A 22,439-nucleotide genomic window follows, 5' to 3' on the forward strand; every position below is an offset into this window, starting at 1 on the left:
TCCGCCGCTGCGCAACGCAGGGTGGCGCCAACCGCGCAGGAAACGTTGCGCCCAACTGGCGTTTGTCAAATGAATGCCGGCACCTCCAGGTCCGCGCGCCGCGGCATCCCCCCCTGCGCCCCCGGCGCGAGGCAGGCCAGAGCCGCCCCCCGGCAGGCCCGTTCCAGGCTTTCCGGCAGCGAACGCCCCTCGTCCAGCCCGACGGTGAGGATGCCGACGAAGGTATCGCCGGCCCCCGTGGTGTCCACCGGATGGATTGCCGGCGCCGCGGCCTGCACCAGCTCGCCTTCCGGTGTGAACGCGACGGCTCCCTTGGCCCCTGCGGTGATGATGCAGACCGTGCTGCCGAACCGGGCGAGGAAGCCGCCGCAGGCGCTCCACCCGGTCGACGGGCCGCCGATGATCGAGGCGGCGGCGACCGCCTCGTGCTCGTTGGCGATGAAGACGTCGCTCACCGCGAGCACCTCGCGCAGCAGGCTGGTGGTCAGGTCCGGCGGCACCGGGGCGAGGTTCCAGACCACGCGCCCGCCCGCGTCCCGCACGCGGCGGGCCAGCGCGAGTGCCTCGGTCGTGGGCACCTCCATCTGCAGCACCAGCACGGTGTCGGCGGTGATGGCCGCATCCGGCACCAGCGCCGCCGTCGCCGCGCCGTTGGCGCCGCTGGCGACCGTGATCGCGTTCTCTCCCTGCGCATCCACGGTGATGAAGGCACAGCCGGTGGGTTCGACCCCGACCGCGACCAGCGAGACGTCCACGCCGTTGGCCTGCAGGTTGTCGCGGGCCACGCGGCCGAGCCCGTCGGCTCCGACCCGTCCCGCCATGGCGACGCGGCCGGGGGTGGCGACGCGCGCGGCGGCGACGGCCTGGTTGGCCCCCTTGCCGCCGCAGAGCGTCGCGTAGCCCGGCGCCAGGGCCGTTTCTCCGGCGTGCGGGATCGCGGCCACCCGCGCCACCAGGTCCATGTTGATCGAGCCGAAGACCAGGATCATCGTTACGCCTGACTCTGCCGGTCCATGTCGTGCAGCTTGGCGACCCGGCGGCGCATGTCCTCGTCGGTCGAGAACTCGGCGGCCAGGTAGGCGGAGATCAGGTCCCTGGCGAGCCAGGGACCGACGATCTGCGCGCCGATGCACATGACGTTGACGTCGTCATGTTCCACGCTCTGGTGCGCCGAATGCACGTCGTGGCACACCGCGGCGCGGATGCCCGGCATCTTGTTGGCGGCGATCGAGGCGCCGACCCCGGTGCCGCAGACCATGATGCCGCGTTCGGCTTCCCCGCCGGTGATCTTGCCCACGAGCGCGCGGGCGATGTCGGGGAAGTCGACCGGCCTGTCGTCGTGGGACCCGACATCGATGATCTCGTGGCCGAGCGCGCCCAGATGTTCGATCACCGTCTGCTTCAGGATCCAGCCCGCGTGGTCCGATCCGATCACGAGACGCATTCCGTCAGGTTCCTTCCGTTGTCGCGGGCCGAGGGTCAGCCGCGCATCGCTGCCGGCAGCTCGCTGCCATGGAATTTCTTGTAGATGGCATTGAGCTTGCCGTTCTTGAGATTGGTGGCGATCCACGCATCCAGCTTCTCGCGCAGTTGCGGCTCGCCTTTGCGCAGGCCGATGGCGAGGTCGAAGGTGGTGATCAGCACCTTCGGCTCGAAGGGCCGCGCCGGGTTCTTCACGCCGATCTGATTGACGATCGTTGCGGATGTTGCAACGAAATCGGCCTGGCCGGTGACGGCGGCGGTCACCATGGTCGCGTCGTCGTCGTAGCGGGCGATGCGCAGGTCGCGGTCCTTCATGTTGGTCAGCGTGGTGTCCTGCGTGGTGCCGCGCGAGACGGCGATGGTCTTGCCGCGCAAATCTTCCCAGCTTTTCACCTGCAGCGACTTCAGCCCGCCGACCACCGATTCCAGCGCGGCATAGGCGCGGGTGAAGTCGATCACCTTGGCGCGCTCGGCCGTCACCGACAGCGTCGAGATGATGATGTCGGCCTTGCCGGTCAGCACGTTGGGGATGCGGGTGGCGCCGGTGGTCTGGACGAATTCCAGTTGCAGGCCCCAGTCCTGCGCGAGCAGCCGCGCCGTCTCCACGTCCGAGCCGGTGGGCTGCATGCTGGCGTCGATCATGCCCGAGGGCGGAATGGCGAGGTCGGTGGCGATGCGGATCTTCTTCGCCTTCATGATGTCGTCGTACTGGTCGGCCCGGGCGGGCGTCACGCCGAGGGCGGCGAAGCCGGCGGTGGCCGCGGCGGCAGTCAGCAGGGAACGTCTGAACATGGTCGTTGTCACTCCGGGTCTTGCGTTGTGTGGACGCCGTCCACGGGATGGGCCTTAAAGTCCGTTGCCGAGGAACTGCGCGAGTTCCTCGGTACGGGGGGCGGAGAGGATGCCGGCCGGCCCGGTCTCGTGGGCGCGGCCGGCATGCATGAACACGATCTGGTCGGCGATGCCGCGCGCGAAGCTCATTTCGTGCGTCACCATCACCATGGTCATGCCGCCGGCGGCGAGCTTCTCGATCACCTTCAGCACCTCGCCGGTCAGTTGCGGGTCGAGCGCCGAGGTGACTTCATCGAACAGCATCACCTTGGGCTGCATGGCCAGCGAGCGCGCGATGGCGCCGCGCTGCTGCTGCCCGCCGGAGAGTTGCTCGGGATAGGATTGCAGCTTGTCCTCGAGCCCGACCTCGGCCACCACGCGCCGCGCGAGCTCCCGCGCCGCCTGGCGCGGCATGCGCTTCACCGCGCAGGGGGCGAGGATGATGTTCTCCTCCAGCGTCAGGTGCGGGAACAGGTTGTAGCTCTGGAACACGATGCCGACATCCTGCCGCAGTGCCCGCAGGTCGAGGCCGGGGGCGTCGACGCGGTGGCCGCAGACGGTGATCTCGCCGCTGTCGATCGTCTCGAAGCGGTCGATGCAGCGCAGCGCGGTGCTCTTGCCCGATCCGCTGCGCCCGATCAGCGCGACCACCTGGCCGCGGTCGACGGCGAAGCTGACGCCGTTCAGCACCTTCAGCGTGCCGAAGCTCTTGTGCACGTCCCGCACGCGGACAACTTCGGTGGTGTCGTCCGCCGCCATGATTCCGTCCATGGTTTGCTCCCGCGTCATGCCGGCACCAGGTCCTTGCGCACCGGCGCGTTGCGGCTCTCGAGGCGGCGGCTGAGCAGCGACAGCGGGTAGCAGAGCGCGAAGTAGACGACGGCGATGATGGCGTAGATCAGGAAAGGCTCGAACAGGGAGTTGTTGATGATCTGGCCGGACCGCATCAGCTCGACGAAGCCGACCACCGAGGCAAGCGAGGTGTTCTTGATGATCTGCACCAGGAAGCCGACCGAGGGCGGGGTGGCGATGCGCACGGCCTGCGGCAGGATCACCTTCACCATCCGCTGCGTGCGGCTGAGCGCCAGCCCCTCCGCTGCTTCCCATTGCGGGCGCGGCACGGATTCGATGCAGCCACGCCAGATCTCGCCCAGATAGGCGCTGGTATAGATGGTCAGCGACGCGCCGGCGGCGAGCAGCGGCGAGATGTCCAGCCCGATCGCGGCGAGGCCGAAATAGGTCAGGAACATGATCACCAGCAGCGGCGTGCCCTGCACCAGTTGCACGAACAGCGCCGCGGGCAGGCGCACCGCCACCGACGGCGAGATGCGGCCGAGCGCCACCACCGCGCCGCCGATGCTGCCGCCGACCACCGCGATCAGCGACAGGCCGATGGTCCAGAGCACCCCTTCGCCGAGGAACAGCAGATGGTTCGCATTCAGTTGGCCGCCCATGGTTTGCTTCTCCTAGAGCGGCGTGCCGAGGCGGCGGCGACGGGGAAACAGCACCAGTCCAAGCCCCCAGAACAGCGCGCGCATGACCAGCGACAGCGCGACATAAAGCACCGCGACGACGATGTAGGTCTCGAAGGCGCGGTAGGTGTCGGACTGGACGTAGTTGGCCACCGCCGTCAGTTCTTCCGCAGAGATCTGCGAGCAGATGGAGGTGGCCAGCATCAGCAGCACGAACTGGCTGGTGAGCGCCGGCCAGACCTTCTCGATCGCCGGCAGCAGCACGACGTGCCAGGTGATCTGCGCCCGTGACAGCGCGAGCCCCGCGGCAGCCTCGATCTGGCCGCGCGGGACCGCCTCGAAGCCGGCACGCATGATTTCCGTCGTGTAGGCACCGACATTGATGGTCAGCGCCACGATGGCGACGGTGACGGCGGAGAATTTCAGCCCGAGGCTGGCCAGGCCGAAATAGACCAGGAACACCTGCACCAGCAGCGGCGTGTTGCGCACGGCCTCGACATAGATCCCGCTGATCCGCCGGACCACGCCGTTGCGGCTGCCACGGCCGATCGCGCCGAGCGTGCCTATGACGGTGCCGAGGCTGACCGCCACCAGGGTCAGCTCCAGGGTCAGCACCGCGCCGGACAGGAAGCCCGGCCAGCGCTCCAGCACGACGGAGAAATCGAGATGCAACGCCATCGCTGCCGCTCCTGGGCGGGCTCAGCCGCGGGACTGGTTGCTCATGCGGTCATAGACGCGGAACAGCGCCTGGTTGCCGTTGCCGCCTTCGCCATGGGCGCGGGCGTCGATGTACTGGGTGGTGACCAGGGCGGTGCCGGGCAGCGGCACCGACAGCGCCTGCGCCTGTTCCTGCACCAGGCGCAGGTCCTTGAACATCAGGTCGATGCGGAACCCGGCCGAGGCATCCCCCGCGATCATTGCCGGCCCCAGCTTGTCGAGCATCCAGGAGGCGGCCGAGCCGCCGAGCAGCACCTGGCGCAGTTGCGCCAGGTCCACCCCGGCGGCGCGGCCGAGCGCCAGCGCTTCGCTGATGGCCTGCAGGTTCAGCGCGCAGACCAACTGGTTGCACAGCTTCACCGTCTGCCCGGCGCCGGGCCCGCCGACATGGGTGATGGTGGTGCCCATGGCGCGGAAATAGGGCTCGGCGCGGGCGAAGTCCGCGGCCTCGCCGCCGGCCATGATCGAGAGCGTGGCATTGCGCGCGCCGATCGGGCCACCCGAGACCGGTGCATCGACGAAGCCGACCTGCCGGGCCGCCAGATCGGCCTGGATGCGCCGCACCGCGACCGGGGAGATCGTGCTCATGTCGATCACCAGCCGGCCGGCGGGGGGCGTTTCCAGCAAGCCGCCGGCGCCGTAGATCACGTCTTCCACCTGCGGCGTGTCGGGCAGCATGGTGATGGCGATGTCGCTCTCGCGCGCCGCCTCCGCCGGGCTCGCGGCGGGGAGGGCGCCATGTCCGGCCAGGGCCGCGAGCGCTTCCGCGTTGAGGTCGTACGCGCGCACCACGTGACCCGCTTTCAGCAGATTGAGCGCCATTTCACGGCCCATCGTGCCGATGCCGATGAACCCGACAGACCCTTTGCTCGTGTTGCGTTCCATGGTCGTTGCCTTTCCGTCCGGCTGAATGACCTGAAGGGGGGCGTCGTCGCGGCTCACCTGCTGATGATGGCGCGACGGCGATATTCGTCACCGATGGCGAAATGTTCGCGCAGAATGCGGTCGGCGGCTTCGGGGTCGCGCGCGGCGATGGCCTCGAAGATGCGGCGGTGATCATCGATCAGGTAAGGCTGCATCTGCTCGACCACCTTGATTTCCTCGCGGCGGATGAAGTGCGAGCGCCGCAGCAGCGGCGTCAACGCTTCGTGCAGCAGGCTCAGCGCCTCGGACCTTGCGGCGGCGACGATGGCGCGATGGAAGTCGTAATCCGCCTCGCTGCCGACCCGCGGGTCGCCGATGGTTTCGCTGATGCGTGCGAGCGCCTGTTGCAGCCGGGCCAGGTCGGAGAGCGTGGCGCGCCGGGCGGCGAGGCGGATGGCCTGGCATTCGATGGCGATGCGCGCCTCCATCACGTCATCGACCGCATCGCCCTGCTGTGCCAGGGCGAAGGTGAAGAAGTCGTTCAGCACGGACAGGTCCGGGCGGCGAACGACGGTGCCGACGCGATCGCGGATCTCGACGATGCCGAGCGCCGTCAGCGCCCGCAGCGCTTCCCGCAGGATTGGCCGGCTGACACCAAGCTGGGCCGCGAGCTCGCGCTCAGGGGTCAGCCGGTCTCCCGGACGCAGCGTGCCGGTGAGCAGACGTTCGCGCAGGAAGGCGAAAACCTTCTCGAAACCGCGTCCATCCCCTTTGGCCCCATCCGCTTGGCGCGTGATCTCTGGTTGGTCGGGCATCTTGTCAAACCTTGGTCTGACCAGAATACAGACCAGCCCAACCCAGTCAAGTTACGGAACGAAACCCCACCTCAATCGAAACAATATAGTCGCGATTTTGGAACGAAATCGAGCCGGTCGCCTGCGCCAGCCGCCGTTACGGCAGCGCGTCGCCTGGCTCACGTTTTGCCATATCATTTCGAAGGAAAATTATCGCACGCCAGCCAGGGGCGTGCCTGCAAAGGAGGGAGGTGCCCCCCCTTTGCGGATACGCCCTACCGGGCGCAGGCGTTCTGCAACGCGGCCTGTGCCGTCGTGGCCTCCGGTCCGCCGGACGCGGCGGTGGTGCGCAGCCGCGTCACCAGGGCCTGCCGGGCCGCCTCGGCGCCCGGCGCCTGCCCGGAGGCGGCGTTCCTGTAGAGGCAGAGCGCGATCTGCGGGTTGGGCGCGCGCAGGGCCGGGTTGGCGGCGAAGCTCGCCGGGTCGTACATCCGCGCGAGCGCCAGCTCGGCCGGCCCGAAGCTGGTCCGGCCGGTGATGCCGACCAGGGCGCGGAAGGCGGTCGCCCGTGCGTCCGCATCGCCCGAAGCCGCAAGCTGCAGGGCAATCCGCGTCAGGCGCTCCGCCGGCAATTCACGGAGGTATTCCTCCGGACAGCCGGCGCTCAGCCTGCGCGTTTCCGCGGTCACGCAGGCATCGAACGTCTCCGGGGCCCGGACGGGCGGGGGCGGCGCCGGGATCCCGGCACTGGCCTGCGGCCCGTTTGCGGCCTGCAACACCGGGCCGGGCTCGCGTGGGTACCAGGCCCTGACGGCGATCGTGATGGCCACGAGCACCGGCAGGGTGGCTCCCGGCACCAGCCACCAGAGGGAGCCTCGCAGACCGGATGGTGCAGTGACGCGAGGCAGTTGATCGGCGGGAGGAGTGACGACAGGGCGGGGCCCGACCTGCGGCCAGGGGGAAGCGGTGGGCGGCGGATCGACCGGCGGCCGGGGGGCGTCCGTCGCCGGCGCGGCGCCACGCTCCTGCGCCGGCCGTGTCCGTCCAGTCTCCCCGTCCGCTTGCCGCGGTGCGGCGGTGGGCGGGTCGTTTCGCGGTGGCACGACGGGTGCTTCCCGCGTCGTGGTCGGTGGCGGCGGCGCGCCCTTGCCGGTGCCGCGCGCGATCGCCGGCCAGATGTCCTCGCCCATGATCTCCGTGCCGAGCAGGCGCACCCGCACCGGTTCGTGCGGGATCACCCAGTTCGAGACGTCCCGGCCGAACAGCACCCAGAGCGCGTCGCCGCGGCGCTCCACCCGCCGCGGCTGCAGCGCCACCGGCGCGCCGGCCATCCACCCTTCGGCACCAAGGACGGTGAGGTCGCAGTTGAAACGCTCGATCGAGAACCGCACCGGGCCGGTGATCTCCGGCGCCGGCGAGAACACCAGCGCCCCGCTGATTTCGCGGTCGCCCGGATCGGCGAGCGGGCGGATGGCGAAGCCGGTCATCGGCGGTCGCTCCGCGTGGGGGAGGGCGCGGGGGCTGGCAGGTCATTCATCACGGATCAGCTCCAGGATCTTGCCCACGGCCTCGTTCTGTGCCTGGTCGAGCAGGGTGCCGTCGCCGCGGTCGAAGACGTTGCGTCGGGTCGCCTCGGCCAGCGCCTTGATCCAGGAGATGCAGAACAGCGGGCCATAAGGCGGCGGTTCCTCGTCGATCTCGCGCAGCTCGGCGATCGGTGGTGGGGCGGCGAACACCGGCCCCGCGCCCTTGCCCAGGGACGGCCGGTCGGGCGCCGGCTTTCCGTCCGTCCGGAAACCGACGAAATTGACGTGCTCGTTGATCACCTGCGCGGCCGCCATGGCGTGCCCCCGCGCCGCGAGGTCGAAGCGCTCGATGCGCCCGCGGCCGCGCAGCGCCAGCGCGAGCCGCGCCACCACGCCGCCGCGCAGCGCCGCGGCGACCAGCTCGGCCACCACCGCATCGGCTTCCGGGGCGGTGAAGCCGAACCAGGCGCGCAGGGTCTCCTCGGCGGCGAAGCGGCGCACCTTGGCCACCCAGGCGCCGAACAGCGCTTCCGCGCGCTCCCTGGCCGGGTCGCGGCGCTGGATGATCGGCTGCAGCGTGTCGTCGTCCTCGATCAGGGCGAGGATGCCGCTCACCGCGCCGCCGCGCTGCCGGTCGGTGCCGAGCGCCGGCTCCGGATCGGCGCCGACGCGCAGCAGCACCTCGCGCGCCTCGTCGGGCTCGAGGTGGAACTGCGTCAGCAGCAGCCCGAAGCGCTCGGCGTTGCCCAGCTCCACCAGCGCCTCCAGCGCCGGCTGCAGCGCCGCCTTGCGCCGGGCGTACTGCGTCTGCATGTCGCCGGAGACGTACCATTCGGCGATCCGGCGCCGCATCGCCTCCTGCAGCAGCGCCAGCTGGTTCTCGATCTGCGCCAGCTTGAGCGCGCCGTTGCACACCGGCTCCAGCCGTTCGATCAGGTAGGACATGCCGGCATCCTCCAGCCGGAACACCTCCTGCCAGCAGCGCAGCGGCTCGCGGACATAGCGACGCACATCGGGGTGCGCGGCGAACTCGGCGCCCCAGCGGGCGATGCGCTCCTCGACGCCGGGCAGGAACGCCACTTCCCGCTCGGCCTCGTCCAGCGTCGAGAGCGATTGCGACCGCGTCGGGTTGCGCGCGAGCAGCACGTTGTCGAAGGCGCGGCCGGGATGCCAGGCATCGAGCCAGCCATCCGATTCCTGCAGCGGCTGCTGCAGGCTCGCCTTGATGCGCGCCTCCCACAGGTCGCCGCTCGGCGCCCTTGGGTCGCGCCCGCCGGTGCGGTCGAAATGCACGTCCATGCGGGTGAGCACGACGAACAGCGAGGTCGCCACCCTGGCCCGATCCTCCGGCCGCTCGCCATGGGTGCGGGCGATCCAGTTGCGCAGCGCCTGGCGGATGGTCGCGTCGTAGGGGTTGTTGCTTTCCTTGATACACAGCAGCAGCGCGTTCAGCTCGCGTTCGGCGGCGTAGCGCTCGAACAGGAACGCCACCTTGCCGCGCAGGAAGAACTCGCCGAGCCGGGCCGGATAGGCCGCGACCTCGGCGGCGATGTCCATGCCCTTGCGCTCGCGCGCGCCGGGGAAGTCCAGCAGGTCGGCCTCCTGCAGCAGCGGCCAGGGCCGTTCCGACATCGGCAGCTCCAGCTCGGCGATCATCGCCGTCAGCTCGGGGCGGAGCAGCCGGCAGCGTCCGCCGCGCCCGCTCACCAGCTCGATGCGCGGCCCGTCCGTCGCCTCCAGCCGCTCCAGCGTGTCGACCCGCAGCACGCTGTCGGTCTTCGGCACCAGGGCCTCGATCGGGGCCCAGGCGACGCGGTCGAACTGCAGCGCCTGCAGGTGCCGGGCGAGGCGGAGCAGCACCTCGGTGAAGGGCGCGTAGCGGTTCCACAGCAGCGCGTAGAACGCCACCCGCCGCTCCAGCGGCAGGCAGGGCAGCACCGCGGCGGCGCGGTTCCAGAACTGGTCGGAGAAGCTGCGATCCGCCCCGAAGCGGCGGAACTCGTTGCGGAAATAGGTTTCCAGTTCCCAGATGTCCTCGGCCGTGACCTCCCCGCCCGCGCGGCCGGCTTCGGCCTCGGCGGCGTCGAGGGCGGCGGCGATGTCGTCGGGGCCGAGCGTGTTCGCCGCCTGCGGATCGCGCGCGTCGCAGTACCAGGAATTGGCCAGGATCATCACCAGCTCGGTCTCGCCGAGCAGGCGCAGCCGCACCGGGAAGCCCTCGGGGCCACGCTCGCGGCGCATGGTGAAGCGGGTGACCAGCCCGGTCGCCTCTTTCTGGCTCTCGGGGTTGATCTCGGCGAGGAAGGGGCGCGGCCGGTCCAGCTCGACCACGAGCTGGCGGCCCGGCGGGCGGGCGAGGGTGGAGATCAGGTAGGACTTGCCGGCCTGCGAGAGCCCGTAGACGCCGATCGCGGTCGGGCGGGTGGTCGCCGCCTGCAGCTTGCGCGCCTCCACCGCGGCGAGGCGGAACAGCTTCTCCAGCGCCGGGCGCTGCGCGCCCACCCGGTCCGGATAGGCGGCGATCCAGTGCAGGGTTTCCTGCGCGGCGCGTTCGACCCGGGCACAGCGCGCCGCGAGCGGGGAGATGCCTGTATCGGACATGCTGCGCCTCCTCAGCGCCGTTCGGCGACCGCCGACAGCACGGCGTCGAGCGTTTCCAGGCAGCCGGTGTCGAGCCAGTGGCTGCCTTCGTCGTTGCGTGCGGTCTGCAGCGCCTGCGCGACCGATCCCTCGCGCACCGGATTGCCGTTCGCCTGGACGATGCCGCGCGGCTGGATGGCGAATTCCATCCAGCGCCGCACCGGCGCGACCGGGCCGGCACGGCCGGAATCGCCTTCCTCGCGCACCCGGCTCTGCACCTGCAGGCGCAGCGGCAGGCTCATGCCGCTCGCCGCCTCGGGCGAGGCGAACTCGATGCGGTACAGCGGGCTCGCCGGCCAGCGTGCGGCGCGGAACTGCTTGAAGCCAAGGAAGCTGCGGCCGGAGAAGGACAGCGTGCGCAGCAGCGGCTCGGCATCCGCGGGCAGGGCATCGACGTCGATGTCGGTGAACAGCAGCCGCTCCTCGCGGATGCGCTCGCCGTCCATCAGCCCGACGAAGCGCGCGGTGGAGCGGACGCGGAACACGTCGACCAGCGCGAGATTGTCGAGCTGCCCGCCCTGCAGCAGCCGGCAGATCATGGCGCCCACCGCCACCGTCGTCTTCGGGTCCTCGATGCGGCCGAGCGGATCGGCGTAGGGATACCACGCCCCCACCCGGTAGCGGTGCATCGGCTGCACCCGGTTCGGCTCGATGGCGAGCGAGGCCACCACCATGTCTGTCAGCGCCGGCCAGCGCGCCGCCCGGCCCGAGAGCAGCAGCACGTCGCAATCGAAGCGGTTGACCAGTTCGAGCAGCGGATCGAGCGCGTTGCGCAGGGTCTGCCGCACCGTGGCGTGCAGGGCGGGGAAGTCGAGCGGCAGGGCGACCTCGGCGAGGCGGAAGCCGCCGGCGCCGGCGTCGCGGGCGCGGCGCTCGAACCAGTCGGCGGCGCGCGCGCCGGGCGGTTCGGCGCGGGTGCCGGGGGGACGCACCGCCTGCAGCCCGGCCGCGACCGGGGCGATCATCTCGCCGATGCAGCGCGTGGCGGTGCCGCCGCCGGCCATCGGATTCCATCCCTCGTACTCGCCCAGCAAGGCCAGCGCCGCCGGCACCAGCACGTGGTTGAGCACGAGCCGGCGCGCCTGCCGCTCGGGCTCGTTGGCCGGCGGCACCCGGAAGGTCGCGAGCAGGAACTGCTCGGCGCGCGCCGCGCCCAGCCCGGCCTCGGCCAGGGCGTGGCGCACCGCGGGCAGGACGTGGCGCATCACCACGGTTTCCAGCACGTCGTCGCCGGCGAGGCGGAAGCCCTCGCGGAAGGTCTCGTGCGGCACCACGACGCGGTCGTCGAGGAAATAGGTGTAGATCGCGAGATCGGTGGTGCCGCCGCCCACGTCGATCGAGGCGATGCGCAGCGAGGGCAGCGGGCCGGCGCCATCGGGGGCCGGGGAGGCGGGCGCGTCGGCCGCCGTGGCGCGGGCGGGCGGGCGCGGCCGGGCGCGGCCGACCAGCTCGAAATAGGCCGGCGCGTCGCGATAGGCGTGATTGATCTGGTCGTAGAGGTAGACGATCTGGGTCGCCGTCGCCTCGTCGAGCCGTGCCTCCACCTCGATCGGGGCGCGCGGCCGCTGCCCGGGCGTGCCGGCGGCGGGCTGGCCGGTGACGTCGCCGAACAGGTAGGCCGCCGCCCGCGCCCGTTCCTCGACGCAGCGCACTTCCTCCAGCGGCATCGCCGCCGGCAGCGTCAGGATCAGCCGCGCGAGCCGGCGCGGCGCGTCGAGGTACTGGCGGCCGTAGCGGGCGGCGTAGCTGTTCACCTGGGCGCGCGCGTGCAGCAGCACCTCAAGCAGGAACAGCGTGTAGAGGCTGGCGCGGCTGAACATCGGCCGCAGCGCGATGCCCGGCCGGTTGCGCAGCGACTTCACCGAGCCGTCCTCGGAGAGGAATTTCAGGTAGCCGCCGCGGATCGCGCCGTCGCTGCCGCCCGACTGGTTCGACCGCCACGGCGACATCGCCGGCCGGTCGTCCCAAAGGTAGCGCTTGGGACTGGAAATCCCGGTCTGGCCGAGATTGCCCGGATTGAGCGCCGAGAGCCGTACCGCCTCCGGGCCGATGCGCACCGGGCTCGGCCAGTCGAAGGCGTTCGGGCTGCCCGCGGCCAGCGACAGCTCGTCGCGCCCGAAGCCGGCCGGGGCGAACTCGACCCGGCTCTCGAACGGCCGGTCGGCGGTTTCCTCGCAGGCGGTCAGGTCGCGCAGCACCAGCCGCCGGTAGCTCTCGGCGAGGCCGGCGGGGCGGCCGGGCACGCGCTCGACCAGGAAGCCGCAGCTGCGGCTGTTGCCGATATCGAGCACCAGGTCGACGTCGATCACCGCGTTCTGCTTCTCGGCCGCCGCCAGGTCGAGCAGCCGGATGACCGGCAGGGCCCGGCTGGCTTCCAGCAGGGCGAGCAGGGTCAGGTAGGCGGCGTAGTGGCGGCAGCCGATGCGGGCATCCGGTTCGTGGCTGTCCCCGTTCACGTCGCGCTCGCGGTACATCTCCGCGAGCCATGTGCCCATCCATTCGCGGTCGAGCAGCCACGCCAGTTCCTCGGGCCGGGTGCCGACGGCGAAGCGGGCCGGCACCTCGGCCCAGGGGGCGAGGAAGGGGGTCCCGTCGCCGCGTGGCTCGCAGCGCGTGTCGATCGCCAGCACGGCGCGGTGGCGCAAGCCGCCGGGCTCGGGCCGGTCCAGCTCGACGATGCGCAGCCTTGCCCAGTTCTCGGGGCCGGCCTCCAGCCGGCGCCGGCCGGGCACGTCGTCGGTGTGGATCTGCAGCAGCGGCAGCGGCACCCACTTGCCCAGGAACGGCCTGAGCGCGGCGGCGCCGTCGAGCCCGATGAAGCCCTCGTCGTCGGGACGGACGTAGAAGGTCTGGCCGGCCGCGTCGGTGTAGGCGTACAGGTCGTCCTCGCGGCGCAGCGGCTTCAGCGCGCCGATGCCCTCGCCCGCTGGCGCCTCGAACCAGTCACGGCCGAGCCGCAGGTCGAGCGCAAGCGGGATGTCGAGGAACTGCACGCCGGAATTGGGCACGAGCGGGACGGTGACGTCGGCATTGAGCGGCGGCAGCTCGGCGGCGGGGCGGATCATGGCTTGGTTCCGGTCATTCTGGTCCGATCAGCGGCTGGCCGCCGGCGCGGCGATGCAGCCCGACTGCCGCGGCTGCGCCAGCAGCGCCGTCACCGCCCGTCCTACCGCCGCCGCGTCCTCGGGCTGCACGACCTGGCCGAGCGTGCCGCTGGCAAGGCAGGCGGCCGCCCGGTTGTGGGCGATGTCGACCAGCGTGACCGAGAGCGCGGGGTCGCGGGCGCGCAGCTCGGCGGCGGCGGCGCAGGGATCGCCGCCGCAGCTTTCGGCCCCGTCGGTGACGACGACCACCAGGCCGAGCCGCGGCCGGCCGTCCGGCGCGGGGGCGCGGCCGGCGAGCGCGGCCGCGGCGCTGCGCAGCGATTCGGCCAGCGGCGTGCCGCTGGAATCCGGCTGCAGCGCCGCGAGCACCTGGTCGATACTCGCGGTATCGGCGGCGCCGAAGCTGCCGCGGCCGGAGACGCTGCATTTCGCCGTCTCCGGCTGGCCGCCGGCGGGGGTGAAGGTGAGCAGGTGGACGCGGCTTTCCGGCGGCATCGCCGTGATCGCGGCGCGGGCGGCGGCGCGCGCCGCGTCGAGGCGGGCCTCGCCCGGCGGTGTCCGCGCCCAGACGGCGTTCAGGGCGGCGGCGCCGTCCGGCTGGTCGATCGACCCCGATTCGCGTTCGATCCGGCGGGTCTGCTCGGCCTCGCCCGCGGCATCCAGCCGCGCCGGCCAGCGCATGGAGGGCGAGGTATCGACGACGACGGCGATTTCCGGCGCGGCCTCGGCCGCCCCGGCCGGGCAGATCGGGCAGAGCGGGCGGCGGCGTGCCAGCGCGCTTTCCAGCGCGGCGAGCTGCCGGCGCAGATCCATCGTCTCGGCCTCGGCGCGGGCGAGGCCGAAGCCCGGGCACCAGGCTTCGAGCGGCGTGCGGGCCGGCGAGATCCGCCCGCCGGTGGTCGCGCCGAACCAGAACGCGGCGAGCGCGAGCGGCACGCCCACGGCCAGCGCCGCGAGGGCGAGGGCGCGCAGGAAGCGTCCACGGGGGGCAGGGGCGCTCATGGCACGTGGAAGCTGGTGACGCGCAGCGGGCCGTACTCGCGCGCCGTGCCCTGCTCGGTGTGGCTGGTTTCGCCGATGTCGATGCGCACCGTGAACGGCACCGGCGGCACGGTCCCCGTGCCCGCCTGCCGGGCGTCCGGATAGGTGACCAGCACGGTATAGGTGCCGGCGGGCGGGTCCTGCGCCCAGGTGACGTGCTCGACGGGCTCGTCGGAGTGTTGGGTGCCGAAGTTCATGTCGACGTCCAGTTCGCCGCCGCCGCCCTGGCGCTTGCCGAAGGAAATGACCTCGCCGTTCGGGCAGCGCACATAGAGATCGAGGTCGGCACGACCGTTCCAGGCGAGCGTGACCTGTGCCCGGCCCTGCCGCGCGTTGTTGCGGATGAGGCGCTGGTCGATCGCCGCCGCCGGCGGTGCCGTCGCGGGGCGGGGCGCCGCCGCGGCAGGGACGGGCGGCAGGCGGCATTGCAGCACCCGCGCCCCGATCATCTGCTCAAGCTGCAGCAGCCGGGTGCGCAAGGCGGTTTCCTGCTCGCGCGCGGCGGCCAGGCCGGGGGCGCCCTGTGGCGGTGCCGGGCAGGCGAGCGGTGGCGGGCGCAGCGCCGCGACCGCCGCCGCGAGTGGCCCCGGCAGCAGCCACGCCGCCGCCGCCAGCAGCAGCAGGGCCAGCAACACCGGCACCACCAGCCGCGCAGACGGGGCCGGGCCGCGGATCGCGGCCACGGGTGCCGTCGGTGGTGCTACGGCGGGGGGCGGCATTCGAAGGGATGCCACGGGGGGTGGCTTGGGGAGGGGCGCCACGGGTGCCACCGGCGGCTGTGCCGGTGTGGCGGGGGGTGGTTCCGCCGGCGGCTGCGCGAGCCGGTCGAGTTCGCCGAGCAGCTCGTGATTCGCGCTTGCCTCGACCGCGCCGAGCCGGGCCGCCCGCAGCCCCCAGCCGGCCAGCACCGGCTGGTCGCCGACGAAGTGGATGTCGCCCGGGGTCACGCCGGCGATGGCGGCATCGAGCAGCCGCGCCATGGTGTCCTGTGCCCGCGGCTGCGCGCGCAGCCGTGCCGCCGCCGCCGCGATGTCACGCAGCAGCGCGGCGGTCGTCGCCGCGCCGGCCTGCTGCGCCGCCGCATCGAGTTCGTCGAGCCGGCACACCGTGCCAGGGAGGTCGGTCAGCCAGTCGATGCCCTCGCGCCGGCGGCTCGGCCGCGCCAGCAGCCGCGCGTGCCGTTCCGAGCAGGTGGTACGGAGGTATTCCTGGATCGGCTCGACATAGTCGAGCACGGTGCCGTCCAGCACGGGAACCGGTACGCGGTCGCCGTGCGGTGTCCGCAGGATGAGGCGCATGCGTGGCCCCCCGCCGTCAGCGCGGCGGGGCGGCTGCCGCCGCCGCCGGATGACAGGTGTCCTCGCGCACGTCGGGGCGCACGCCGTGGGCCTGCAGGAAGGTGATCAGCATCGGCGCCGAGAGGGCGTAGTCGAGCCGATAGGCGGTTTGGCCATCGGTGCGGCCGAAGGTGTTCACCCCGACCACCCGCCCGCAGCGATCGGCGAGCGGCCCGCCGGAGCTGCCATGGTCGATGCTCGCGGTGTGCACGAGGATGCGTTGGCCGCCGATCTCCTGCGCCGCGCTGAGGAAGCCCGGCGTGAACAGCGGCTGCGGCGGTGCGCCGCGCAGGGCGCGGGCCACGTCGGCGTCGAGGTTGAGCGCGAAGCCGGGGAAGCCAACCGCCACCACGTCGAGCATGCGGTCGGCGGCGGTGGCGAGCGGCAGCGGCGAGAGCTGGCCCTCGCCGAGGCGCAGCAGGGCGAAATCGGGCTGGCCGATCTCATCGCCCGGGGTCTGGGCGATCACCTCGGCCGGCACCGCGCGGCCGAGCCGCCGGCTCAGCACCCGCACATGGCCGGGGGTGGCGCCGGCGATGACGTGCCGGTTGGTGACCACCAGCGTGGGCGCGATGGCGAAGCCGCTGCCCATGGCGCTGTGCTCGCCGGCCTCGGCGACTACGATCACCACCGCATCCTCCAGGATGTCGGCGAGCATCGCCGGTGAGCCGCCCGGTGGTGCCTGGCCCGTGGCGGCGTTCTGGCCTGTGCCATTGCCCTGGGGCGTGTTGCCCTGGGGGGCGGGTGGGCGTGGCACCGGCTGCAGCTCGGGCGGGGGCGCGAGCGGGCCCGCCGGCATCGGTGTCATGCCGGCCGGGACGGCGCCGCCGGGGGTGCAGACATCGCCGCCGAGCGTGCGTTCGAGTTCGGCGATGCGCTGGCGCAGGCCATCGTTGATGGATTCCTGCACTCGCATCATCTCGCTTTCGCGCTCCGGGCCGGGGCCGGGGGCCGCACGCGCCCCTTCCTGCAGCCCCTGCGCCAGGGTGCGCCAGCCCCAGGCATAGCCGGCGGCGAGCGCCAGCGCTGCCACCAGCAGCACCAGCGCAACCGCGGTGCCCGCCGCCACGATGACGCCGCGCCGGCCGGGTGTCACGGCGGGGGCGGCTGCCGCGGCACCCGGCCCCGCGGCGGGGAAGGGGGGCACCAGCGCCGCGGCACCGGCCGGGGGAGCCGCGCGCGCCGGCGCGTCGCGCCAGGGATTGCGTTCGCCCGGCATGTATTTGGCCAGCCCGTCCTGCACATGCGCCGCCAGGGCCGCCGCCGAGGTGCCGACCGCCGCCGGCGCCATTCCCCAGTTGACCACCACCGGCGCGGCGCCGGTCCACATCACGTCGCCCGGCCGCAGCGTGGTGAGCGCGGCGCGCAGCAGCGGCGCGATGGCGGGATCGTCGAGCAACGGGGCCACCGCGGCCAGGCGCTCGCGCAGCGCCTGCTCGGCGATCAGGCGCACATCGGGCGGCAGCGTCCCGAACAGCGCCGGCGCGCCGGGGGCCGCGCCATACCAGGACACCCGGGTGGGGGCGCCGCCATCGACCGCGTCGAGCGTGGGTTCGGCGAAGAGGCCCGCGGCGATCGGCGCCCGCGCCTGCAACAAGGCCTCGAGGTCGGCGTAGCGCAGCAACGCCGGAGGGCCGTCGAGCGACAGCAGCACCGCGTCGGTCAGATCGACGCCAAGCAGGAAACGGACACCGGCCATGACGCGATCGCCCTCGTCGGCAGCCACCAGGAGCGTTGCCATTTAATAACGATGGCCGTGACGCCACAAGCCGGTATCGTAATCACAAGCTGAGAACGTTCCTGAGGCTGTAACAATTCTGACATAATCCGCCTGTTGCGATTGGAGATTCAGCGGTTAATATTCTGTCGTTTCAGGATAGGATCGGACGTTGCAGCTTCGGCTTCCCATTCTTGTGATCAGTGCCGTCCTGATCTCGTGGCTATTGTCGCGTCCCGCCCTTGCCCAATGTCGTGACCATCTTGAAACGGCATCCGCGGGCGGCGTGCTGGTGGTCACGCTGGACAATCCCTGTCGCGCCGGACAGACCGCGACCCTGGCCTACGAGGATCGCGAGTACGTCAGCGTCTTCGACGAGGCCGGGCGGACGACGCGCTTCGTCGCTGTGCCGGTCCCCGTCGCCACGGTGAGCCTCGATCTCAACATGCGCGCGCCGCAGCCGCTTGACGTGCGGATGAACGGCCTCGACGACACGCTGCTGGTGGCATTGCGCTGGCTGGGCGAGGCGCAGCTCGACCTGCACGTGGTCGCCCCCGGCGGCACGCTGGGCGGCCATGGCGATGTCTTCGCGCGCAGCGATCCCGGCGCGAACAGCGGCCGCTTCCTCGATGCCGGCGCGCCGCCCTCGGGCTGGCGCGAGCAGATCTTCGTGCTGCCCGGCCGCAGCCACGATCCCCACGCGCTCTACAGCGTGCATGTCGAGTTCCGCTCCCGCGGCGACGTCGCGGCGGCGCCCTGGTGCGGCGACGATGCCCGCGCCGCGCCGCAGTTCGACGTGGTGATGCTCGACCACGGGACGATGCGGCGGCAGAGCATGAAGCTCGAGGCCGTGCGCTGCGGTGCCCGGCTCGAGCGCGGGCAGCGCTTCATCCGCATCCGTTTCTGATCCCCCCTTCCGATCCCCCGTATCGGCACCGCCCGGAGGCCCCGCACCATGCCCGCCGCCAACTTCTCCTCCGCCCGCGTTCCCTTCGACCGTGTCTGGCGGCGGTGCGCCCTGGGCGCGGCGCTGTGCGCGCTGCTGTTCCCCGCCGCACCGGCGCGGGCGCAGCCGGCCGGCGATACGCTGCGGCTCGCCGGGTCGAACACGATCGGCGAGGAGCTGGGGCCGGCGCTGGTGCGCAGCTTCGCCACCTCCCGCCTCGGCCTGGTCAACGAGCGCGTCGCGGTCAGTCCGGAGCCGCAGCAACGCCGTTTCACCTTCAGCAAGCCCGAGGCCCCGTCGCAACTGGAGGTGCTGATCGAAAGCCGCGGCACCGGCACCGGCTTCCAGGCGCTCGCCGGGCGCCGTGCCGAGATCGCCATGGCCTCCCGCCCGGTCACCGACCAGGAAGAGACCGAGACCGTCCGCGAGCCGCTGCGCAACGCGCAGGGGGAGCGTGTGATCGGCCTTGACGGCGTGCTGGTGCTGGTGAGCGGGCAGAACCCGCTCAATCGCCTGACCCAGGAGCAGATCGCCGACATCTTCGCCGGCCGGGTGACCGACTGGGCCCAGGTGGGGGGACGGCCGGGACGGATCCAGGTCTACCGGCGCGACGATGCCTCGGGTACCACCGACACCTTCTGCAACCTCGTCATGCAGGGGTGCCGCGGCGACAACCGCTTCGTCGCCACGGCCCAGACCTTCACCTCATCGGAGGATCTCTCGGACGCGGTGGCGGCCGATGCCAACGGCATCGGCTTCGCCGGCTTCGCCTACCGGCGCAGCGCCAAGGCACTGGATATTGCCGGCGTCTGCGGCCTCGCCACCACGGCCTCGGAGTTCACCGTCAAGACCGAGGAATACCCGCTGTCGCGCCGGTTGTTCCTCTATGCCCCGGCCTCACGGCAGACGCTGCTGGTGCAGCAATTCCTGAAATTTGCCTCGACCGACGCCCTGGCGCAGCAGGCGGTGCGCGAGAGCGGCTTCATCAATCTCGATGTCGCCCCGGCCGAGCCGGGCTACGCGGCCAATCGCGCCATCGCCGACAAGCCGGGCCTGCCGGTGACCCGGCCGGCCTTCACCGTCTATGAGCGCACGGCACGGGCAGCGCAGCGGCTGTCGGTGACGCTGCGTTTCCGCACCGGCTCGGCGGAACTCGACAGCCGTGCCACCGACGACATCGAGCGGCTGGTGGCCGAGCGCGCCGCCGGGCATCTCGGCACCGGCACGATCTACCTGATGGGATTCACCGACAATGTGGGCACGTGGGAGGACAATCTCGCGCTCGCGCGCTCACGGGCCGATGCGGTGGCGCAGGTGCTGCGGTCGCGCCAGGTCGGGCCGGTGGTGGCCTCGGCGCATGCCTTCCTGCTGCCCGTCGCCTGCAACGACAGTGACCTTGGCCGGCAGCGCAACCGCCGTGTCGAGGTGTGGACCGCCCGGCAATAAGGCGCCGGACCCGACCGGCGAGCAGATGCGCCGCAAAGTTTCACGGAGGTGCAGGAGGTCGTCGATGCCATCGCCACCCGGGGCGCGCTGGTCGACCTCACCGACAGGGGGCGCGCGCTCGGGGCGTGGCAGGCGGGCGAGGGGTTCTGCATCGAGACAGACAGCGATGTCGAGGACGTCACCCGCTGGACCGGGCCGGCCACTGACGGGCTGGGCCGTGTGGTCGCACGCCTGACCGTCAGGGTTGTTTTCAGACCGGTCCGGCTGGCTGGCGGATCCCCGGTGCAGAACCGGTTCGGCGTCTATAACTGGGTGGAGCGGACCCTCGTCGCCGTGCGGTTCAATGACGGCTGGAGAGTGACGGAGCAGGTGGAGGAATAGAAAGGGCGGGCGGTGCCGATGGGATCGCGACTGGTTGGCAACTCGCATTCATATCGAATTCTGATAAAATTACCGTGATATTTTCTTTGAATATTTTACATGCGATGAGTTATGCCCGCGGCAATTTTGGTGCCTCGGAAAGCCGCATGTCCATGAGCATTGGCCGGAAGCTGGTTGTTGCCTTTACGGTTCTGCTTTGCTGCGCCATCGGCATGGGCCTGTTCACGCTTGACCGCGTCGACCGGATCACCGCGGCCAATGCGATGCTGTCCGCCGACCAGGTGCCGAGCGCGCGGCTGCTCGGGCGGCTTTCCTATGCGGTGATGCGGTTCCGCCAGTTGCAGGCGGCCTATCTGCTGGCGCCGGAAGCGGCCCGCCCGGGTGAGGGGAACAGCCTCCTGTCCGTGCGCCAGGAGGTCACCACGCTGCTGTCGGACTATGCCCCGTACGCGACCGCCCCGCAGGAGCGGCAGCTCGTGGCGGCCGTGCAGCAGGCCTGGGAGGAGTATCAGCGCGCGCACGAGCGTTTCCTCGCGCTCGGGCAGGGGGCCCTGGCCGAAGCGGTGGCCTTCTATCGCGGCGAGATGCGGGCGACCTCGCACCGGCTGCAGGATGCGGTGGCGAAGCTGGCGGCTGAGGAGCTGCGCCAGGCCGAGCAGGCGAAGCGGGACGGCGAGGCGCTCGGGCGTTCGGCGCATGCCGGCACCCTCGCCGGCCTGGCTGCGATGGCGGCGTTGTGCGCCGGGCTCGGCTGGCTGCTGATCCGCCTGATCGCCCGGCCGGTCCGCCGCATGACCGGGCTGATGGGACGGTTGCAGGCGGGGGACACGCGCTTCGAGGTGCCGGCCACGCAGCGCGCCGACGAGATCGGTGCCATGGCCCGGGCCATGCTGGTGTTCCGCGACGCCATGGCGGCGACGGCGCGGCTCACGGCAGAGCAGGAGGCGGTGCGGGCGGAGGGCGAGGCCGGCAAGCGCGTGGCGTTGCGGCGCATGGCCGACACCATCGAGCACGAGACCCGCTCGGCGCTGGAGGCGATCGGCGCCCGCAGTACCGAACTGGCCGGGCTCGCGCACCGCATGGCGGAATCGGCCGGCCGCACCAGCAGCGCCGCGGGGGATGCCGGTTCGTTGGCCACCCGGACGATGCAGAACGTGCAGACGGTGGCCGAGGCCGCCGACCAGCTCGCGGCTTCGATCCGCGAGATCTCGGCGCAGGTGGGGCGTTCGGCCGGGATGGCCACCGAGGCGGTGACCGCGGGCAACGAGACCCGCACGACCATCGAGACGCTGAACGGGCAGGTGGCCCGGATCGGTGCCGCCGCCGACCTGATCCACGACATCGCCGCCCGCACCAACCTGCTCGCGCTCAATGCCACCATCGAGGCGGCGCGGGCCGGGGAGGCCGGGCGCGGCTTCGCGGTGGTGGCGAGCGAGGTGAAGAGCCTGGCGGCGCAGACCGCGCGGGCCACCGAGGAGATCACGCGCAGCATCGCCGATGTGCGGCAGGGCACCAGCGCCTCGGTGGCGGCGGTGGCGCGGATCGATGCCACCATCAGCGCGATGGCCGATTCGGCCGGTGCCATCACCGCGGCGGTCGAGCAGCAGGGGGCGGCGACGGCGGCGATCGCGCGCACCATCGCCGAGACGGCGGCGGTGGCGCGGCAGATGAGCCAGCGTGGCACCGACCTGGTCAGTGAGGCCGATGCGACCGGCGGCCATGCCACGGGGCTGGACGAAGGGACGCAGGGACTGGCCCGCTCGGTGGCGGAGCTGACGCAGTCGGTGGTGCGGGTCGTGCGCACCGCGACGTCCGAGGTCGACCGCCGGCGCGAGACGCGGCTGCCGGTGAACCTCGCCTGCCGGGTCGCGCTCGGCACCGGCCCGGAGCAGACCGGCCGCCTGGTCGATCTCTCCCGCAGCGGGGCCCGCCTCGTCGGGGTGGCGGAGGCGGCGGCCGGGGCGCGCGGCCGGCTGTCGCTCGCCGAGGCCGGGGGGACGCTGGATTTCGTCGTGCAGAATTGCAGCAAGGACGCGCTGCATGTCGCCTTCGACGAGCGCGCGGCTACGGCGGTGGAGGCGCTGCTGCGCCGCGTCGCGCCCGATCTCGTCGCCTGAGGGCGCGCCGCCGCCGCTCTGCCC

At 72.0% G+C, this 22,439-nt stretch carries 18 protein-coding genes; 4 read left to right on the top strand and 14 right to left on the bottom strand.

All coding sequences use genetic code 11. The features are described from left to right. Nucleotides 1–65 precede the first annotated feature (65 nt). From NBY65_RS22245 to NBY65_RS22310, 14 genes are all read right to left on the bottom strand, one after another. Nucleotides 66–989, bottom strand: coding sequence for a ribokinase (locus NBY65_RS22245; RefSeq protein WP_150043630.1), 924 nt, complete (start codon nucleotides 987–989; stop codon nucleotides 66–68). Between the two features lie 2 nt (nucleotides 990–991). Then, nucleotides 992–1,444: a ribose 5-phosphate isomerase B gene (gene rpiB, locus NBY65_RS22250; RefSeq protein WP_150043632.1), complete on the bottom strand. Its 453-nt coding sequence runs from the start codon at nucleotides 1,442–1,444 to the stop codon at nucleotides 992–994. A gap of 35 nt (nucleotides 1,445–1,479) precedes the next feature. Continuing rightward, nucleotides 1,480–2,274, bottom strand: coding sequence for a transporter substrate-binding domain-containing protein (locus NBY65_RS22255; protein WP_150043635.1), 795 nt, complete (start codon nucleotides 2,272–2,274; stop codon nucleotides 1,480–1,482). A gap of 54 nt (nucleotides 2,275–2,328) precedes the next feature. Beyond that, on the bottom strand, nucleotides 2,329–3,084 hold the full coding sequence (locus NBY65_RS22260; protein WP_239003019.1) for an amino acid ABC transporter ATP-binding protein: 756 nt from the start codon (nucleotides 3,082–3,084) through the stop codon (nucleotides 2,329–2,331). 14 nt (nucleotides 3,085–3,098) lie between these two features. Beyond that, nucleotides 3,099–3,767, bottom strand: a complete 669-nt coding sequence (locus NBY65_RS22265; RefSeq protein ID WP_150043637.1) for an amino acid ABC transporter permease — start codon at nucleotides 3,765–3,767, stop codon at nucleotides 3,099–3,101. Nucleotides 3,768–3,779: 12 nt separating this feature from the next. Further along, entirely contained in the window at nucleotides 3,780–4,463 is a 684-nt protein-coding gene (locus tag NBY65_RS22270) for an amino acid ABC transporter permease (protein ID WP_150043639.1), read from the bottom strand. A gap of 21 nt (nucleotides 4,464–4,484) precedes the next feature. Next, a complete protein-coding gene (locus NBY65_RS22275; RefSeq protein ID WP_338110434.1) occupies nucleotides 4,485–5,444 on the bottom strand; it encodes an NAD(P)-dependent oxidoreductase in 960 nt (319 codons plus the stop codon). Beyond that, nucleotides 5,441–6,181 (bottom strand): FadR/GntR family transcriptional regulator, encoded by a 741-nt coding sequence (locus tag NBY65_RS22280; protein WP_150043643.1) that lies wholly within the window; start codon nucleotides 6,179–6,181, stop codon nucleotides 5,441–5,443. The genes NBY65_RS22275 and NBY65_RS22280 overlap by 4 nt, the downstream gene beginning before the upstream one ends. Nucleotides 6,182–6,435: 254 nt before the next feature. Then, complete coding sequence (locus NBY65_RS22285; protein WP_150043645.1) at nucleotides 6,436–7,647, bottom strand: hypothetical protein; 1,212 nt, start codon at nucleotides 7,645–7,647, stop codon at nucleotides 6,436–6,438. A 42-nt stretch (nucleotides 7,648–7,689) separates the two neighbouring features. Then, nucleotides 7,690–10,287, bottom strand: a complete 2,598-nt coding sequence (locus NBY65_RS22290; protein ID WP_150043647.1) for a virulence factor SrfC family protein — start codon at nucleotides 10,285–10,287, stop codon at nucleotides 7,690–7,692. A gap of 11 nt (nucleotides 10,288–10,298) precedes the next feature. Next, on the bottom strand, nucleotides 10,299–13,391 hold the full coding sequence (locus tag NBY65_RS22295; protein WP_150043649.1) for a virulence factor SrfB: 3,093 nt from the start codon (nucleotides 13,389–13,391) through the stop codon (nucleotides 10,299–10,301). A 27-nt stretch (nucleotides 13,392–13,418) separates the two neighbouring features. Continuing rightward, nucleotides 13,419–14,432, bottom strand: a complete 1,014-nt coding sequence (locus tag NBY65_RS22300) for a vWA domain-containing protein (protein WP_162530780.1) — start codon at nucleotides 14,430–14,432, stop codon at nucleotides 13,419–13,421. Beyond that, nucleotides 14,429–15,769: a hypothetical protein gene (locus NBY65_RS22305; RefSeq protein ID WP_162530781.1), complete on the bottom strand. Its 1,341-nt coding sequence runs from the start codon at nucleotides 15,767–15,769 to the stop codon at nucleotides 14,429–14,431. Before NBY65_RS22305 ends, NBY65_RS22300 begins: the two co-directional genes overlap by 4 nt. A 16-nt stretch (nucleotides 15,770–15,785) precedes the next feature. Beyond that, nucleotides 15,786–17,549, bottom strand: a complete 1,764-nt coding sequence (locus NBY65_RS22310; protein ID WP_150043651.1) for a S1 family peptidase — start codon at nucleotides 17,547–17,549, stop codon at nucleotides 15,786–15,788. A 148-nt stretch (nucleotides 17,550–17,697) separates the two neighbouring features. On the opposite strand from NBY65_RS22310, the gene NBY65_RS22315 reads away from it, so the two are divergent. The 4 genes from NBY65_RS22315 to NBY65_RS22330 all read left to right on the top strand — a co-directional run bounded on the left by NBY65_RS22315 (nucleotide 17,698) and on the right by NBY65_RS22330 (nucleotide 22,415). Then, on the top strand, nucleotides 17,698–18,432 hold the full coding sequence (locus NBY65_RS22315; RefSeq protein WP_150043653.1) for a hypothetical protein: 735 nt from the start codon (nucleotides 17,698–17,700) through the stop codon (nucleotides 18,430–18,432). 48 nt (nucleotides 18,433–18,480) lie between these two features. Next, nucleotides 18,481–19,917 (top strand): substrate-binding domain-containing protein, encoded by a 1,437-nt coding sequence (locus tag NBY65_RS22320; RefSeq protein ID WP_150043655.1) that lies wholly within the window; start codon nucleotides 18,481–18,483, stop codon nucleotides 19,915–19,917. Between the two features lie 48 nt (nucleotides 19,918–19,965). Next, nucleotides 19,966–20,298 carry a hypothetical protein gene (locus NBY65_RS22325; RefSeq protein ID WP_150043657.1) on the top strand — a complete coding sequence of 111 codons (333 nt, stop codon included), beginning with the start codon at nucleotides 19,966–19,968 and terminating at the stop codon, nucleotides 20,296–20,298. Between the two features lie 146 nt (nucleotides 20,299–20,444). Further along, on the top strand, nucleotides 20,445–22,415 hold the full coding sequence (locus NBY65_RS22330; protein ID WP_162530782.1) for a methyl-accepting chemotaxis protein: 1,971 nt from the start codon (nucleotides 20,445–20,447) through the stop codon (nucleotides 22,413–22,415). Nucleotides 22,416–22,439: the final 24 nt, after the last annotated feature.

Source organism: Rhodovastum atsumiense (genome assembly GCF_937425535.1).
GTDB classification, from domain to species: domain Bacteria; phylum Pseudomonadota; class Alphaproteobacteria; order Acetobacterales; family Acetobacteraceae; genus Rhodovastum; species Rhodovastum atsumiense.